Annotated in this window: 15 protein-coding genes; 10 read left to right on the top strand and 5 right to left on the bottom strand. The window is 66.3% G+C overall.

From position 1 onward, the window contains the following. Window positions 1–50: 50 nt before the first annotated feature. Genes Q4E95_RS01780 through Q4E95_RS01790 form a run of 3 tightly spaced genes read left to right on the top strand, consistent with a single transcriptional unit; the run spans window position 51 to window position 1654 of the window. Entirely contained in the window at window positions 51–245 is a 195-nt protein-coding gene (locus tag Q4E95_RS01780; RefSeq protein WP_303381666.1) for a hypothetical protein, read from the top strand. Between the two features lie 25 nt (window positions 246–270). Then, complete coding sequence (locus Q4E95_RS01785) at window positions 271–756, top strand: RidA family protein (protein ID WP_303381667.1); 486 nt, start codon at window positions 271–273, stop codon at window positions 754–756. After that, the gene (locus tag Q4E95_RS01790) at window positions 740–1654 is read left to right on the top strand and encodes an NUDIX hydrolase (protein ID WP_303381668.1); all 915 of its coding nucleotides are present in this window, start codon (window positions 740–742) and stop codon (window positions 1652–1654) included. The genes Q4E95_RS01785 and Q4E95_RS01790 overlap by 17 nt, the downstream gene beginning before the upstream one ends. A gap of 170 nt (window positions 1655–1824) precedes the next feature. Here Q4E95_RS01790 and Q4E95_RS01795 read toward each other — a convergent pair whose 3' ends face one another. Next, on the bottom strand, window positions 1825–2502 hold the full coding sequence (locus tag Q4E95_RS01795; protein WP_190781206.1) for a Crp/Fnr family transcriptional regulator: 678 nt from the start codon (window positions 2500–2502) through the stop codon (window positions 1825–1827). 250 nt (window positions 2503–2752) lie between these two features. Between Q4E95_RS01795 and Q4E95_RS01800 the strand changes: the two genes are divergently transcribed. After that, window positions 2753–3937: a MarP family serine protease gene (locus Q4E95_RS01800; RefSeq protein WP_303381669.1), complete on the top strand. Its 1185-nt coding sequence runs from the start codon at window positions 2753–2755 to the stop codon at window positions 3935–3937. A 24-nt stretch (window positions 3938–3961) separates the two neighbouring features. Here the strand turns inward: Q4E95_RS01800 and aroQ are convergent, their stop codons facing one another. Next, window positions 3962–4405 carry a type II 3-dehydroquinate dehydratase gene (aroQ, locus tag Q4E95_RS01805; RefSeq protein ID WP_303381670.1) on the bottom strand — a complete coding sequence of 148 codons (444 nt, stop codon included), beginning with the start codon at window positions 4403–4405 and terminating at the stop codon, window positions 3962–3964. A gap of 98 nt (window positions 4406–4503) precedes the next feature. Beyond that, window positions 4504–6456 (bottom strand): acetate--CoA ligase, encoded by a 1953-nt coding sequence (gene acs, locus Q4E95_RS01810; protein ID WP_303381671.1) that lies wholly within the window; start codon window positions 6454–6456, stop codon window positions 4504–4506. A gap of 204 nt (window positions 6457–6660) precedes the next feature. Between acs and nth the strand changes: the two genes are divergently transcribed. Together nth and Q4E95_RS01820 are read left to right on the top strand one after the other, a co-directional pair. After that, complete coding sequence (gene nth / locus Q4E95_RS01815; protein WP_303381693.1) at window positions 6661–7524, top strand: endonuclease III; 864 nt, start codon at window positions 6661–6663, stop codon at window positions 7522–7524. Window positions 7525–7541: 17 nt separating this feature from the next. Then, entirely contained in the window at window positions 7542–8309 is a 768-nt protein-coding gene (locus tag Q4E95_RS01820; protein WP_303381672.1) for a CoA pyrophosphatase, read from the top strand. 49 nt (window positions 8310–8358) lie between these two features. Here Q4E95_RS01820 and Q4E95_RS01825 read toward each other — a convergent pair whose 3' ends face one another. Both Q4E95_RS01825 and Q4E95_RS01830 read right to left on the bottom strand, forming a co-directional pair. Continuing rightward, window positions 8359–10125 (bottom strand): bifunctional 3'-5' exonuclease/DNA polymerase, encoded by a 1767-nt coding sequence (locus Q4E95_RS01825; RefSeq protein ID WP_303381673.1) that lies wholly within the window; start codon window positions 10123–10125, stop codon window positions 8359–8361. Between the two features lie 169 nt (window positions 10126–10294). Continuing rightward, a complete protein-coding gene (locus Q4E95_RS01830; RefSeq protein WP_303381674.1) occupies window positions 10295–11710 on the bottom strand; it encodes an aldehyde dehydrogenase family protein in 1416 nt (471 codons plus the stop codon). Between the two features lie 84 nt (window positions 11711–11794). On the opposite strand from Q4E95_RS01830, the gene Q4E95_RS01835 reads away from it, so the two are divergent. The 4 genes from Q4E95_RS01835 (at window position 11795) to Q4E95_RS01850 (ending at window position 15788) form a co-directional block, all read left to right on the top strand. Further along, on the top strand, window positions 11795–12469 hold the full coding sequence (locus Q4E95_RS01835) for a peptidyl-tRNA hydrolase (protein WP_303381675.1): 675 nt from the start codon (window positions 11795–11797) through the stop codon (window positions 12467–12469). A gap of 186 nt (window positions 12470–12655) precedes the next feature. After that, window positions 12656–13789 carry a septum site-determining protein Ssd gene (gene ssd / locus Q4E95_RS01840; protein ID WP_303381676.1) on the top strand — a complete coding sequence of 378 codons (1134 nt, stop codon included), beginning with the start codon at window positions 12656–12658 and terminating at the stop codon, window positions 13787–13789. Next, window positions 13786–15000, top strand: a complete 1215-nt coding sequence (locus Q4E95_RS01845) for a TadA family conjugal transfer-associated ATPase (protein ID WP_303381677.1) — start codon at window positions 13786–13788, stop codon at window positions 14998–15000. The genes ssd and Q4E95_RS01845 overlap by 4 nt, the downstream gene beginning before the upstream one ends. Continuing rightward, complete coding sequence (locus tag Q4E95_RS01850; RefSeq protein ID WP_303381678.1) at window positions 14997–15788, top strand: type II secretion system F family protein; 792 nt, start codon at window positions 14997–14999, stop codon at window positions 15786–15788. The genes Q4E95_RS01845 and Q4E95_RS01850 overlap by 4 nt, the downstream gene beginning before the upstream one ends. Window positions 15789–15821 lie beyond the last annotated feature (33 nt).

Here is a 15821-nt window from a genome sequence, read left to right on the forward strand (position 1 = left end):
CAGCAACCGGTGAAGGGACACCGCCCCGGGCTGGCACTAGGGTGGTGACCATGACCACTTGGGAGTACGCAACCGTTCCGATCATGATTCACGCTACTAAGCAGATCCTCGACAATTGGGGTGACGACGGCTGGGAGCTGGTGACCGTCCTGCCGGGCACCCAGGCCGCGGATGTGCCGGCCGCCAACGTCAATGCCCCGGTCCAGACCAATCCCATTGCCTATTTCAAACGACCCAAGAACTGATCGACCCGCACCGAAAGGGCCCGTCATGACAACGAGCAGTTCACTGGATGACCGCATTGCGGAGCTGGGTCTGACCCTGCCCGAGGTCGCCGCGCCCGTCGCGGCATACGCACCGGCAGTGGTCTCCGGCAAGTACGTCTACACAGCCGGTCAGTTGCCGTTCATTGACGGCGCTCTGCCCGCCACCGGGGTGGTCAGTGAGACCGAGGGCGAGAATCACGTGAGCCCGGCGCGCGCCCACGAATTGGCCGCACGGTGCGCACTGAACGCCGTGGCCGCCGTGAAGGCGCAGATCGGAGACCTGGACCGCGTGGTGCGGGTGGTGAAGGTCACCGGTTTCGTGGCCTCCGCCCCCGATTTCTACGGTCAGCCCGGAGTCATCGACGGCGCATCGACCCTCCTGGGGGACATCTTTGGCGAGGCAGGTCGACACGCTCGGTCGGCGGTGGGTGTGAGCGTGCTGCCGTTGAACTCGCCCGTGGAGGTCGAACTGATTGTCGAGTTCAGCTGACCCAGCCGCTCGCGGATCCTCTGAACGGCTGTTTCACGTTCCGCTGGCGCACCGGAAGGCCGCGTTGGCCTGGCTGGACCGGGGCGTGGGAATCCACGGCTCGGCCCCCAGGCACGCGGCCGCCGTCGTGGTGGTGCGCGACGGTGAGCGCGGTGTGGAGGCCCTCATGCTGCACCGCCCGGAGCGGCCTTCATTGGGGCAGCTGTCCTTCCCGGGCGGTCTCCTGGAACCCAGCGACGACGAGCCCCTGGTGTGGTCCGGGCCCCGCCCCACCGAGTGGGCCAAACGGCTCGGCTCCGAGGACATCGGCCTGTCACGTCGCGCGGTCGTGGCCGCGGCGCGCCGCGCCTTTGTGGAAACGGGGTTGCTCTTCGCGGGTTCCGAGGGGGACATCGTGGCGGAAAATGTCGACGGAGCGGACTGGATGCTGGCCCGTGAGCAGCTCTGCGCACTGGACATCTCCTTCGCCGAGGTGCTCGCCAACAGGTTGTTCGTTTTTCGCTCAGAGCTACTCAGACCCCTCGCGCGGTGGATGACCTCGGACTTCGTGCACCAGCGGGTGGATCTGCGGTACTTCGCCGCGGTGCTTCCCGTGGGCCAGCGCTGCGCACCCCTGAAACCCCGTGGTCAGGGTGCCTGGCTGGGATGGGTGGACGCGGGTACCCTGCTGGAGAATCCCGGCGAATCGCCGGTGTCAGCGCTCTTCGCGGGGCACCACGGCTCACGCCAGGAATTTGACCTGGGTGAAGTGGCCAACCCCGGTGTCCAGGTGATTTTGGAGCTCATTGCGCAGGCGGGTTCCGCGATCGCTTTCCTCAGCGCACGCCGGGACCTGACCGTCCGGACCCCGTCCCTCGAGGTTCGTGACGGAGACCCGGTTCTGGTGCTCAAGAGCTGATACCGATGCTCACACGCTGACGCCTCCCGTGGGCAGGCAGCACCGAATCCACCGCGCACGGGCCGTCTCACGAACCGGGACGGCCGCAGACGAAACGCCGCGGCACCCGAGTGGGTGCCGCGGCGTCGTCGGTGGGGGCAGCGCGTCAGAGGCGACCCCGGCACGGAGTCTTAGCGTGAACGCTGCTTGAGGCGCTGCAGGTCCAGGATGACCACGGCGCGAGCTTCCAGGCGGATCCAGCCGCGCTGCACGAACTCCGCCAGGGCCTTGTTCACGGTTTCGCGGGAGGCGCCCACGAGCTGGGCCAGCTCTTCCTGGGTGAGCTCGTGAGCCACCAGGATGCCGTCCGTGGCGGGGCGGCCGAAGCGGTCCGCGAGATCCAGCAGGGCCTTGGCCACGCGGCCGGGAACATCGGAGAAGACCAGGTCGGCCAGGTTTTCATTGGTGCGACGCAGGCGGCGGGCCAGGGCCTGCAGCAACTGGGCCGAGACCTCGGGGGAGCGGGTGATGACCTTGCGCAGGTTCTCATGCTTGAGGCCGGCCAGGCGGGTCTCGGACACCGCGGTGGCGGAGGTCGACCGGGGGCTCGGGTCGAACAGGGCCATTTCGCCGAAGATCTCACCGGGGCCCATGATGGCCACCAGGTTCTCGCGGCCGTCGCTGGCGGTGCGGCCCAGCTTGATCTTGCCGGACACGATGAAGTACAGCTGATCCCCGGGGTCGCCTTCGTAGAACAGGGCGGAGCCGCGGGAGAGGTCAACCTCGGTGATCTCCTCGGTCAGCGCGGCAAAAGCCTCATCGTCCAGTGAAGCAAACAGTGGGGCGCGGCGGAGGACGTCGGTATCCAAGGTGGTTCTCCTCAACAGTTGGGGGTGCGCCGATCGAGAGCGCTATTTGTCACCATCGTAACGAGTTTCACACTTCACGGGGCTGACAAGCGCTTGCGCTGAGTGTGAACGCAACGTATGACGGTTTTATGTCGGTCTGTGATTAGCGTAACGCACGGTCCGAGTTCACTGTTTTCTCAGACCTGACCCCTAAGCTCACTAACTACTTGTTGACCGCCCGCGGTCTGCGGCGCGACGAAGAAGGACGTTCATGGACCTGGCCCTCAACCTGCTGGACATCATCCTGGTGATGGTGTTGGTGGGATACTTGATCGCTGGGCTGTCCAGGGGTTTCTTCCGTTCCCTCGCCTCGCTGGTGGGTTTCGTACTCGGCGCGGTGGCCGCGTTCTGGGCGGGGCCGTGGATCTCGGCGCAGGTCGGTTCCGAACTGCGCATTCCGTTTGTGCTCGTCACCGTGTTGGGCTTACTGGTCCTCGGGCAGCTGCTGGGTGGCGTGGTCGGAAACTTCTTGGCACGCCTGACCGAAAAGACCGGTTTGGGGGTGTTGGACCGCATTGGCGGTGGGGTCCTGAATGTTGTGGTCGCGGCCATCGTGTTGGCTCTGCTCGGTTCCTTGGTGGGCCAGTTGGGTATCCCCTCGCTGTCTCAACAGGTGGCGGGCTCCTCGGTGTTGCGCACCATTGAAAAATACACCCCGGAACCGGTGCGTGAGGCGATGACCCACACCCGGGATACGGTCAGCGGGTCACAGGGGATCCGTCAGCTCGACTCCTTGCTGTTCCCGGTCGAGGATGCCCCCGAGCCCGAGCAGACCTCGGATTCCAGCGCTGTCGAAGCCGCGGGCCAGTCGGTCGTGCAGGTCTACGGCACCGCCGATCAGTGCGCCCAGAACCAGACGGGTTCCGGTTTCGTGGCCGCTTCCGGCCTGGTTGTCACCAACGCCCACGTGGTGGCCGGTGTCGATCAGCCCGTGGTTCAGACCCGTGACGGTCGCGTCTACCAAGCTCAGGCCGTCCAGTACGACGACGCCGCGGACCTCGCCGTGCTCTACGCCCCGGATCTACCGGAGGCCCCCTTGTCGTTGAGTAACTCCGTGGCACGCGGCCAGCAGGTCTCGTTCGCGGGCTACCCCCTGGGCGGCCCGTACACGGTGCGTCCGGCCACGATCCAGGGTGAAGCGGTTGCGCCCGTCCAGAACGTGACCACCGGCGAGACCCTGTCGCGTAGCATCATCCAGATTGCCGGTCGCGTGGAACAGGGCAACTCCGGCGGACCGATGTTGGACGCCAACGGCAACGTGGTGGGCGTGATCTTCGCCAAGGCAGTGGAGGGCGAAGCCGGTTACGCGATCCCCATGGAACAGGTCACCGACATCCTTGAAGCCACCGGCGGGTCAACCGCGCCGGCTTCCACCGGCGAATGCGTGCTCTCCTGATGTCACGAGCGAGGCGCTGACCGACTACTTCGCCATTTCGTGGGCCACGACCTGAACACCCAGCTCGTAGCCGAGCACGCCGGCCCCGGCGATCACGGCCGTGGCCTGCGGGGACACGTACGAGACGTGTCGGAAGGATTCCCGGCGGTGCACATTGGAGATGTGGACCTCCACAATGGGGATTTCACACATCTCCAGTGCGTCGTGGATGGCGATCGAATAGTGGGTCAGAGCCGCGGGGTTGATCACGATCCCGCAGGCCTCGGTGCGTGCCCGGTGGATCCATTCGACGATCTGGCCCTCGTAGTTGGATTGTTCGAACACCACGTCCAACCCGAATTCTGAGGCTTTCGCCCGCACGTTGGCCTCCACATCGCTCAGCGTGGTGTGCCCGTAGATCTCGGGCTTGCGCGTTCCGAGGGTGTTCAGATTGGGGCCGTTCAGGACGAAAATCGGGAGCTCGCTCATGGCTCCATTCAACACGACTTCACGACGACGACGCCGCTCGGTGGCCAATTCAAGCGAAAGGCCACCGAGCGGCGTCGTCGGTCGGCGTGAGCGACCGGCTACTTGGTGCCGAGCGAATCCACGATCTGCTGCATGACCGTCTGATCCGCCAGGGTGGAGACATCGCCCACGGGGCGATCCTCGGCGACGTCCTTGAGCAGACGACGCATGATCTTGCCGGAACGGGTCTTGGGCAGCTCCGGAACGATCAGGACCTTCTTGGGTTTGGCGATCGGGGAGATCTCCTTGCCCACGTGCGCGCGGATCTCCTCGGAGAGCTCGGTTTCATCCCGAGCCTCGGTGGTCGCGTGATCGGAGAGGATCACGAACGCGAACACGGCCTGGCCGGTGGTTTCATCCGCGGCCCCGACCACCGCGGCCTCCGCCACGGACGGGTGCGAAACCAGTGCGGACTCGATTTCCGGGGTGGACAGGCGGTGGCCGGACACGTTCATCACATCGTCCACGCGGCCCAGGATCCAGACATCCCCGTCCGCATCGCGCTTGGCGCCGTCACCGGCGAAGTACTTGTCGCCGAACTGGGCCCAGTAGGTGTTGACGAATCGATCGTCGTCGCCCCAGATGGTGCGCAGCATGGACGGCCATGGTTTGCGGACCACCAGGAAGCCGTCGGTCTCGTTCGGCAGGGACGTACCGGCGTCGTCCACGACGTCCACGGCGATACCGGGCAGCGGGATCTGCGCGGAACCCGGCTTGGTCTCGGTGACGCCCGGGAGCGGGGAGATCATGATGGCGCCGGTCTCGGTCTGCCACCAGGTGTCCACGATGGGGCACTTCTCGGCGCCGATGTACTTGCGGAACCAGGTCCAGGCCTCCGGGTTGATGGCCTCGCCGACGGTGCCCAACAAGCGCAGCGAGCTCAGGTCGAACTCGGCGGGAATCTCCTCGCCCCACTTCATCATGGTGCGAATGGCGGTGGGGGAGGTGTACAGGATGGTCACGCCGTACTTCTGCACGATCTCCCAGAACCGGCCGCGGTGCGGGGAGTCCGGGGTGCCCTCGTAAATCACCTGGGTCGCGCCGTTGAGCAGCGGGCCGTAAGCGATGTAGGTGTGTCCGGTGACCCATCCGACGTCAGCGGTGCACCAGTAGACGTCCGTTTCGGGCTTGAGGTCGAACACGTTCTTGTGGGTGTACGCGGCCTGCGTGAGGTAGCCACCGGTGGTGTGCAGGATGCCCTTGGGCTTACCGGTGGTGCCGGAGGTGTAAAGGATGAACAGGGGATCCTCGGCGCCCTGTTCGGACGGGGTGTGTTCCGTGCTCGCGGCCTCGAGAGCTTCGTGCCACCACACGTCGCGACCGTTCTCGAAGGGGACATCGCTGCCGTTGCGCTTGACCACCAGCACGTGCTTGACGCTCTTGCCGCCCTTGGACAGGGCCTCGTCCACGGCGGGTTTGAGCTGGGTGGGCTTGCCGCGCCGGTAGGAACCGTCCGCGGTGACCACGAGCTTGGCCTCGCCGTCGTCAATGCGCGAACGCAGCGCGTCCGCGGAGAAACCGCCGAAGACCACGGAATGGATTGCTCCGATGCGGGCGCAGGCCAGCATGGTGATCACGGCCTCGGCGATCATGGGCATGTACACGGCCACGCGGTCGCCCTTGGACACCCCCAGGGACTCCATGGCATTCGCGGCCTTGGACACCTCATCCTTGAGTTCCGAATAGGTGTAGGACTTGCTGTCCCCGGGCTCACCCTCGAAGTGCAACGCCACGCGGTCACCGTTGCCGGCCTCCACATGACGGTCCACGGCGTTGTACGCCGCGTTGAGTTTGCCGTCCTCGAACCACTTGGCGAACGGCGGGTTGGACCAGTCCAGGACGGAGTTGAACGGGGTGGACCAGCTCAACAGATCGCGGGCCTGGTTCGCCCAGAACTCCTCACCCTGCTCCTCGGCCTGCGTGTACAGGTCCGCGGTGGCGTTGGCCTGCGAGGCAAATTCCTGACTGGGCGCGTACGTGCGCTGCTTTGTTGAGTTCGAGTCCTGAGACATGGCGCTCCTTAGTGTGTTGCTTCATGGCCATTGGCCGCGCAAGTACTCCCTGCGTGGCGCAGTTCACATTTAAGTCCAGCGTAGTAGACATTTCGGTGCCACATCCAACCGAATCGCGGGCGCGAAATATCAAGTCATCGTGTGACCCCCCGGGGTCGCCGAACGGGTTTGACCCGGGGTGCCCGGCCCAGCATGATCGAGACTATGGACAACCCCGCAGCCGCCGAGCACATCCGTTACGTGTCCCCGGATGAGGCGGCCAAGGCGGCCGCGCGGCGTCGTCGGGCGGGGGAGGAAAGCCCGTTGTCCGTGACCCGCCGTGCACGGAAAATCCGGCGGATTCTCGCCGAAACCTACCCGTACGCGGTGGCCGAACTGGATTTTGACGACGCCTGGCAACTTCTCGTGGCCACGGTGCTGTCCGCGCAGACCACCGACGTGCGCGTGAACTCGGTGACGCCCATCCTGTTTGCGACCTACCCCGGACCCCGAGAGCTGGCCGAGGCCGAGTCCGAATCGGTGCAGGAGATCGTGCGGCCACTGGGCTTCTACCGCTCCAAGGCGCGGTCCATCCAAGCACTTGCCAACCGGGTGGTGGACGAATACGACGGCGCGGTGCCCGGGAAACTCAAGGACCTGGTCACGCTGCCGGGCGTGGGGCGCAAGACCGCCAACGTGGTGCTGGGCAACGCGTTCGGGGTACCCGGTGTCACCGTTGACACGCACTTCGGGCGCCTTGCGCGCAGACTCGGCTGGAGCACCCAGGAGGACCCGGTCAAGGTCGAAAGAGATGTCACCGCCCTGTTCCCGGCCACTGTGTGGACCGAACTGTCTCATCAGCTGATCTATCACGGGCGGCGCATCTGTCACTCCCGGAAACCGGCGTGCGGAGTGTGCCCGATCGCGGACCTGTGCCCCTCGTACGGTGCAGGACCCACGGACCCGCAGGTGGCGCGCAAGCTGCTGGCCTACGAATTGAAACCCGGCCGTGAGCAACTGCTGGACCGGTACATGAACGGGGCCACGCGACGCGAGCTGCGGGCCCAGGGGCACATGCTCAGCGCGTGAACCGCGAAAGGATAACCATGAAACCCACCTCGCCCGGCTCCGTGGATGCTCGCGAGCAGTTGTTGACGCTGGCCCAAGAGGGGCACACGGTGTACATGGAGGACCGCGAGCCCTGGCGGATCGGAAAGCTCACCGACGACTACCGGCAATCCGCGGTGTTGATCCTGTTCGGTGCTCTGGACGAGATTCCCTCCCGATACCACGAGCACGGTGAAGGCCCCGGCCGGGACCTGGACGTGCTGCTCGTGCAGCGCTCGGCCACCCTCCGCTCACACCCCGGGCAGGTAGCTTTCCCGGGCGGCCGGTTGGACCCGCCCGACGGTGACGTCGGCGAAGTCATGACCGTGCCCGGCGGTGAGGTGAGCGCACCGCACGTGCGCGGTGCGCTGCGCGAGGCCCACGAGGAAACCGGGCTGGATCCCCAGGGCGTGGAAGTGCTCGGAACCCTCAACCCCGTGCCGCTGCCGATCAGCAATCACATGGTCACCCCGGTCATCGGGTGGTGGCAGAGCCAGTCCGAGGTGGACGTGGTCGATCACGCGGAGTCCTCCCTCGTTTTCCGGGTTCCCGTGCTTGATCTGATCAACCCGGCCCACCGTTACTACGCGACCGTGACCCGCGGGAACCAGACCTACAAGTCACCGGCGTTCGACGTTCGCGTGAACGAGACCGGGGAAACCGTTACCGTGTGGGGATTCACGGGCATCGTGATTGATCGCATCCTGGAATGGCTGGATTGGTCGGTCGAATGGGACCACAACGACGAACGCCCGGCGCCCATGTGATGACCCACTGCGCGGAGTCGGCTTGCCGGGGGACGGTTTACTTGGCGTCCTACTTGGCGTCCGCGTAGCTGGTGACCACGCTGGTCGCCACCGGAACCTCGACCGGCACCCGGCCGAACACGGTACGCACCGCCTGCTCGGCGGCATCCAGGACTACCCGCTTGACGTGCTCGGACTGTTCCTGGGTGCAATGCACCATGACCTCGTCATGCAGGAAAAAGACCAGGTGGGCGTCCAATCCTTGACGGTGCAGCCCTTGCCGGATGTGACCCAGCCAGGCCAGAGCCCACTCCGCGGCCGACCCCTGCACCACAAAGTTGCGGGAGAACCGCCCGTGGGTCCGTGCCGCTTGGGCCGCGCGGCGCTCGCCGGCGGCGGTGTCCGTGGCGCGCTGAATCTCGAACCACTCCGGATCCGGCAAGGGCGACCAGCGCCCGAGATAGGTACAGACCTGCTCTCCCCGTTCGCCTACACGAGCGGCGTGTTCCACATATCCCACGGCCCGGGGGAACATGCGGGTGAGGTGCGGCATGAACCGGCCCGCCGCCCCCTGAGTAGCGCCGTACATGGCGCCCAGTAGCGCGACCTTGGCGTGAGGCCTTTCCTTCAACTCCGATCCCCGTTCCCGGCCCTGTTGGGCAATGGACTCGTAGAGGTCCCGGTCCCGTGAGGCCTGGGCCAGCGCATCGTCGCGGGCCAGGATGGCGAGCACGCGAGGCTCCAATTGAGCGGCGTCCGCGACGACCAAGGTGCGGCCGGGATCGGCCCGGACGGCGTCACGAATGAACTTGGGGATCTGCAGTGCTCCGCCGCCGCGAGCGGCCCAGCGGCCGGTGACCACACCGCCCACCACGTACTCGGGGTGGAAACGGCCGTTGTCGACCCAGGTGTCGAGCCAGTGCCAGCCGGTCGCGGAGAAAATCCGGGACAGTTTCTTGTATTCGAGCACCGGGCCCACGAGTTCGACCCGGTGCGGATCGGGTTGGCCCGCGACCATTGTCCAGTCCTTGAGCACCCAGGCGCGGGTGGATTCAACGTCAACGCCCGCGGTGCGCAGGGCCTTGAGGAGCTCATTCGGGGAATCGGGATTCAGCCTGGGGGCGGCCAGAACCCGGCGGATGTCTTCGGCCAGTTCTTGCATGCGGGCGGGACGCTCACCCTCCTTGGGGCGCGAACCCATGGCGGCAACGAGGATCTGCTCGTGGATGTCCGGGTTCCACGGCATCCCCTGATGTCGCATGGTGGCCGCGACCAGTGCGCCCTGGGATTCGAGGCTCAGCAGCGTATCCAACCGTTTGGGGTTGCGAGCGGTGCTCACGGCGCGGATCTGTTCGGCCAGCTCCGCGACCAACTCGTCGAGGCCGGGGCCACGGTCCGTGGCCATGGCGAACAGGGACGATTGCGAGTCATCCACCGGTCGCGGGCGCGGCCCGGGAACATGACGAGGATCCGCCGGGTTGATCACCGGGATGTAGTGCATGGGCTGGGGCTCGCCGGAGTCGGTGTTCGGGGCACCGGATCCGGGGGCGGTGGACGCGGTGGCCAGGATGGTCGCGCAGAGCCCCAGGTCCCGGCACTTGGTGGCCCACACGTCAGCTTCGCAGAGCAGTGCGGCCGGTACGGACGTATCCATCCAGGTCCAGACCGGCGGCTGCACGTCCGCTTCCAGCGCGGCGGCCTCTCGCTTGGCAACGACGCCCGGGAATTCCTGGTCCGTGACCGTGAGTGGCTGCCCCGCCCGTTGACCGTTGGCCGTGACCACCTGCAGGGTCCAGCCTCCGGCCCCGGTTTCCGCGGGAGCCACCACTATGTGCATGCGCTCATTATCGCGCGGGGCACCGACATGCTGTGACCGGACCCCTGACGCCGAATTCGGATTCCGTAGCGGCTGACAAGACCCTCACGAACTCTGCGGTCACCCTGTTGTTGACTCCCACGTTGATTCCGCGCAGGAAGAAAGCCGCGGGCTGGTTCGTGGCCGCATTCTACGACCCTGGAGCGCGCCGCTTCTTGTCCCCCACGGGCGACAGCGCACGGTCCAGAACGGACTTCACCGCACCGTGGATGGGCGGATAGATGACACCCATTGTTTCCGGTTTCAGCGGTTTGGAGAGCACCGCGCGCTGGTGGGTGAACGTGTCTCGTGACCACTTGCCGTGATATTTCCCCTGGCCGCTGGCGCCCTTACCGCCGAAGGGCAGGTGGGGGCTGCCCACATGCGCGACCGGGATTCCGATGCTCACACCACCGGACGGGACCTCGGCCATGATGTAGTTCCGTACTGACGTGTCTGTCGCAAAGATGTAGAGGGCCAGCGGGGTGTCCCGGGTGAGCATTCGTTGCGCAGCGTCTTGCGGCCCGCTCACCGGCAGAATGGGCAGCACCGGACCGAAGATTTCCTCGCTCATGGCCGGGTCGGATTCGGCCACGGGATACAGGACGGTCGGGGCGACGTAGCGATCCTCCCGGTCGACCTGGCCTCCACAAATAACATTGTCCGAACCGACCGGCGGGATCATGGCACCCACACGGTCCACCGCGCCGGTATGAATCATGCGTCCGAAATCCTCGGATTCCTCCGGCCGCGCACCGAAGCTCTCCCGCACTGCATTCGCGATCTCCTCGGCAAGTGCAGCCGCAACGTCCTGGTGCGCGTAAATGTGATCCGGTGCCACACAGGTCTGACCGGCATTGATGAACTTGCCCCACGTGATCCGACGGGCAGTGGCCTTCAGGTCCACGTCGTGGTGAACATAGGTTGGGGACTTCCCACCCAGCTCGAGCGTCACGGGAACGAGCTGGCGGGCCGCTCGCTCGGCCACGGCGGTGCCGGTGCGGGTGGAACCGGTGAAGAACACGTGATCGGGACGGGCGTCAATGAGGGCGGTGGCGGCGTCGGCCGGGCCCGTGACCACCGCGACGGCTTCTGGATCGAAGTAGTGCGGGGCCAACTCGGCAAAAAGCTGTTCCACGGCGGAACTGATCTCACTGGGCTTGATGATCACGCAGTTACCCGCGGCCAGGGCACCGATCAACGGGGAGAGCTGCAATTGCAGCGGGTAGTTCCAGGGGGAAATGATGACGACCACGCCCAGCGGGTCATAGCGCACCCACGAACGGCCCGGGAAGAACTGCAGGGGAGTGCGGACCGGCTGATCCTTGTGCCACTTCTTGAGGTTTCGGCGGGTGTGTTTGAGTTCGGTGATCACCGGATAGATTTCGGTCATCGTGGCCTCGAACGGGGACTTGCCCAGGTCCTGTCCCAACGCGATCTGCCATTGCTCGCGGTGGTTGAGCAGCATGGCTTCCAGCGCGTTGAGTTGGTCCCGGCGCCATTCCAGGCAACGGGTCCGCCCGGTACGGAAGGTACTGCGGAGTCCGGCCACAACGTCAACGTTCATGGATTCAGGCTACGGGTGATCCCTGACAGGCATAGCAGAACCCCGATTGTGGGGAGTACGGATCCCGCGTGGCACAGTAGAAAGATGTCCGAGCAGATTCCCGATGATCACGACATCCCCTGGGCCATGCAGTTGGTGGTGCACCGGGATCGGCAGTCTCCCGCGCGCCAGGTGGACGTGGCAGAAGCCGCCGCGCGCGCCGTCGTCGGCCTGCTCGCCGACCCGCGATCCGCGCCGAACGGGCCCTGGTACCCGGCCGTGAAGTACTGGCGGGACGCGCGCATTCGCAAGTTGGTGCGGCGCGCGGACGGCAAGCGGTGGGCCGACGTCCAGGAGCTGCCCGGCGTGACGGTCACCCAGGCAGGTGCCGGTGAATCCGGCGACGCCGCCGTGCGCGCCTTCGTGCCGGGCCCGGTCAAACCGCTGCCCAAGGAACTGAACAAACTCCAAGTCTCGGGCACCTCTTTTCCCGACGACGGCGTCTCGCACTCGAACGACGCCATGGTCACCGTGGAGGTGCGGCCGGGACTGGAGATGACCAGCGGCAAGCTCGCGGCCCAGTGCGCCCACGCCGCGCAATTGGCGTGGGAGACCATGTCGGATGCCGACCAAGAGCGGTGGCGGGAGGATGAGTTCCGTGTGCGCGTGGACCACCCGAGTCAAGATGAGTGGGCCGCCGTCACCCGGCCGGTTGCCGTTATCGACGCCGGCCTCACCGAATTGGACGGGCCCACCGAGACGACGCGCGCGTGGTGGTGACCAGGAAACCTCCAGTGCTGACCGTTCATGGGGCCTGTCCGACTCATGGTCAGCCACCCCGCGAGGGTCATAGCTCGCGGTGATGCCACTGCACAGGCTTGAGTCATGCCGTGGAGGGGTGGGTCCGACTCCACAATTGAGAGCCCGGATGGTCCTCTGAACGGGTGATCCGGCGACCGTAAGGGCATGACCCCTTCACCACACAGCTCCCCGAACACGGCGGTGATTCCGCGGACGCGCAGAGCTCAGCGCACCGTCACCAACCGTGCGGCCGTCGATCGTCGCGGCTCCGGTGAACCGGTGTCTGGCCTGACCAGGACGATCCACCTTCTGAGCGCGGATCCGCAGCTCGTCGAATCCGTCGAGGCCGTGTGCGTTAGCTGTCGTGTGGAGTTGGTGGTCGCGGATACTTTCGCGGACACCAAGGATGCGGACACGTTACTGGTCGACGCGGCGTCGGCGGTGGAACGGGTACCCAGCGGGGCGATCATTGTCGCGCTGTCCTCGCAACAGGCAGCCTGGGAGCTCGCGGCGCGCAGCGCGGCCAGCGCCGTGGTTGTCCTCCCCGACGCCGCGGAGTGGCTCGCGGAGATGCTCTCCCGCCCCGATCACAATGCGGACGCGGTTGACCTCGGACGCGTCATCGGTGTGGTTGGTGCCGCCGGCGGGGTGGGGGCGTCGACGTTTGCGTGTTGGCTCGCCCAAGAATTCTCGGGGACCGGTGCGCCCACCGCGGTGGTTGATGCGGATCCCGGTGCGGCGGGCCTGGACCTGGTGCTGGGCACCGAGTCGGAGGAAGGGTTGCGGTGGCCAGAACTGCATCAGTTCTCCGGCACGGTGGCTGCGGACCAACTGTGGGCCGCGCTGCCGAGCACGGGACCCCTGCGTTACCTCTCCTGGGATCGCCAGGGCACCCACGCCACCACGGTTCCAGTGGGCACCGTGATTCATGCGCTGAGAAGTGCGGCGAGCTATCTGGTCGTGGACCTGAAAGCGGACCGTCTCGAGGAACAAGCTCGCTGGTGCTCCACCGTGCTGGTGCTCACACCGCGCACCGTCAGGGGAGTGTTGGCGGCCACGCTGGCGGTTCAGCGCTGCGGTGACATTCCCGTGATGACGGTCCTGACCGGGCTCAACGTGGCGGACGTGGATGCCGCTCTGGTGGAATCGGCCAGCGGAGCCGGATGTGCCGGGTCCCTGAGTTTCGACCCTCGCCTGCCGCAAGAGCTGGACAACGGTGCCGCGCTGCAGCGGGGCCAACGCTCCAAGCACGCCAAAGCCGTGCGCGCCATCGCCCGGAGGCTGGCGGCGGGCTCATGAACGGCACGGAACTGGATACCCGATTCCTGGAAGACGTCCGTAACCGCTTGCTGCAGGAAGGTGGTGCCCTCACCGACGCGCGGATTGCCCGCGCCATCCAGGACACCGGACGGGTGCTGGGGGCGGTGGGATCCATCAGGGCCGTGCAACACATCAGGGCCGAACTCACCGGGCTCGGTCCGCTGGAACCGCTCTTACCCACCACGGGCCTCAGCGACGTGTACGTCAACGGACACGAGAACGTCTTCATCGAGACCCTCGGGGGTGTGGAACGGGTCCCCTCGCCCTTCACAGCGGAGGCTGACGTCCGGGCCCTCGCGGTGCGTCTCATCACGGCCGCGGGGCGCCGGCTCGACGACGCCAACCCGTGCGTGGACGTTCAGACCGCCACCGGGCTCCGCGTTCATGCGGTGATCCCACCGGTCTCCACGACTGGCACATTGTTGTCCATCAGATTCCGTGCACCTCAGCGGTTGTCCCTGTCCGACCTGGTGCTCTGCGGCGCCATCCACCCGTTCATGGCGGACGTGCTGTGCTCGGCCATGAGAGCCGGGGCCAACCTCATGATCAGCGGAGCCACGGGATCCGGGAAAACCACGGTGCTCTCCGCGCTGCTGTCCCAGAGCCGCCCGTCGGAACGTCTGGTGCTCATTGAGGACGCCGCCGAGCTCGATCCCGATCATCCTCACGTGGTGGGGTTGCAGGCCCGCCACGACAACGTGGAAAACAGCGGCGCCGTCGACCTGGCGGAGCTGGTGCGGCAGGCCCTACGCATGCGCCCGGACCGCTTGGTGGTCGGGGAATGCCGCGGTGCCGAAGTACGTGAGCTCCTCACGGCGCTGAACACCGGTCACGCCGGTGCCGGGACCGTGCACGCGAACTCGGCGCAGGCGGTCCCTGCTCGATTGGCTGCACTGGGATCTTTGGCGGGTATGAGCCGAGAGGCCGTTGACCTGCAGGCGTTCAGCGCCCTCGATCTGATCGCCCATGTCAGCAGGGGAGCCCACGGGCGGCGACTGGAGACCCTGTGCACGCTCGAACTGTCGAGCGGGCGACTCAGCACCCAGACCGCCCTGTCCTGCGTCGATGGAGAACCGGTCAAGGGCCCGGGATGGCCACGTGTGGCGCAGTTGTTGTCACGCGCTACAACCCTCGTGAGCGCACCCGAAGCTGCACGTACGGCCGCTGCGAGCCCGAGGGGTGCGTCATGATTTTTGCGCTGTCCGTGGGAACCCTGGTTGCCGCAGCCGGTCTGATCTGGGCCGGTGGGACCGGAAGAGGCATGCTCGACAACCGCGGTGCCGCGGCCGCGAGAAGCAATGACAAAGCACGCGGGGGAGCACCTCCGGCCTTGAGGTCTTTCGTAACCCGGCGGTGGCGTCGAGACCGCGCGGCCGAAGCAGCCCAATGGGTCACGTTGATCCGGCGGCTGGCGGCTTTACTTCATGCCGGCCGCAGCCCGTCCCTCGTGTTCTCTCATGCTTCCCGCACAACCGCTCAGCCGCACGCCAATCCCACTGCGGGATGGATCGACCGGCTGTGCGGCGAGGTTCACGCAGCATCGGAACTCGGCGTTCCGGTATCGGTCACGCTGGGTCGCTTGGCCCACACCGCGCCGGACGTATCCGACCATGAACTGGCCCGTTGGGCCCGCTCCGCCAGCGTGCAGCTCGCCGCATGCTGGGAGATTTCCGAACGATCCGGCGCCTCACTGTCCAAGACCCTCCACGGTTTGGCCGACTCCGTGGAGTCCCAGATCGACGCCCAGGCAGCGCGGGAGAGCGCACTCGCCGGTCCCCGTGCCACGGTCCGAGTGCTGGCCTGGCTACCGGTACTCGCCCTCGGGCTCGGCATGCTCATGGGAACCGACCCGATCACCACTCTGATCACCACACCGTGGGGACGGATAGCTCTCGTCGCGGGAGCCGTGCTGACCGTTGCCGGTCGGTTGTGGACCCGTCAGCTCATGCGCCATGCCGAGGGGGTGGACGGGCCATGATGGGTGCTCTCAGCGCGGGCCTTTTGCTAGCCG

The organism is Kocuria sp. (genome assembly GCF_030536815.1).
Classification (GTDB): domain Bacteria; phylum Actinomycetota; class Actinomycetes; order Actinomycetales; family Micrococcaceae; genus Kocuria; species Kocuria gwangalliensis.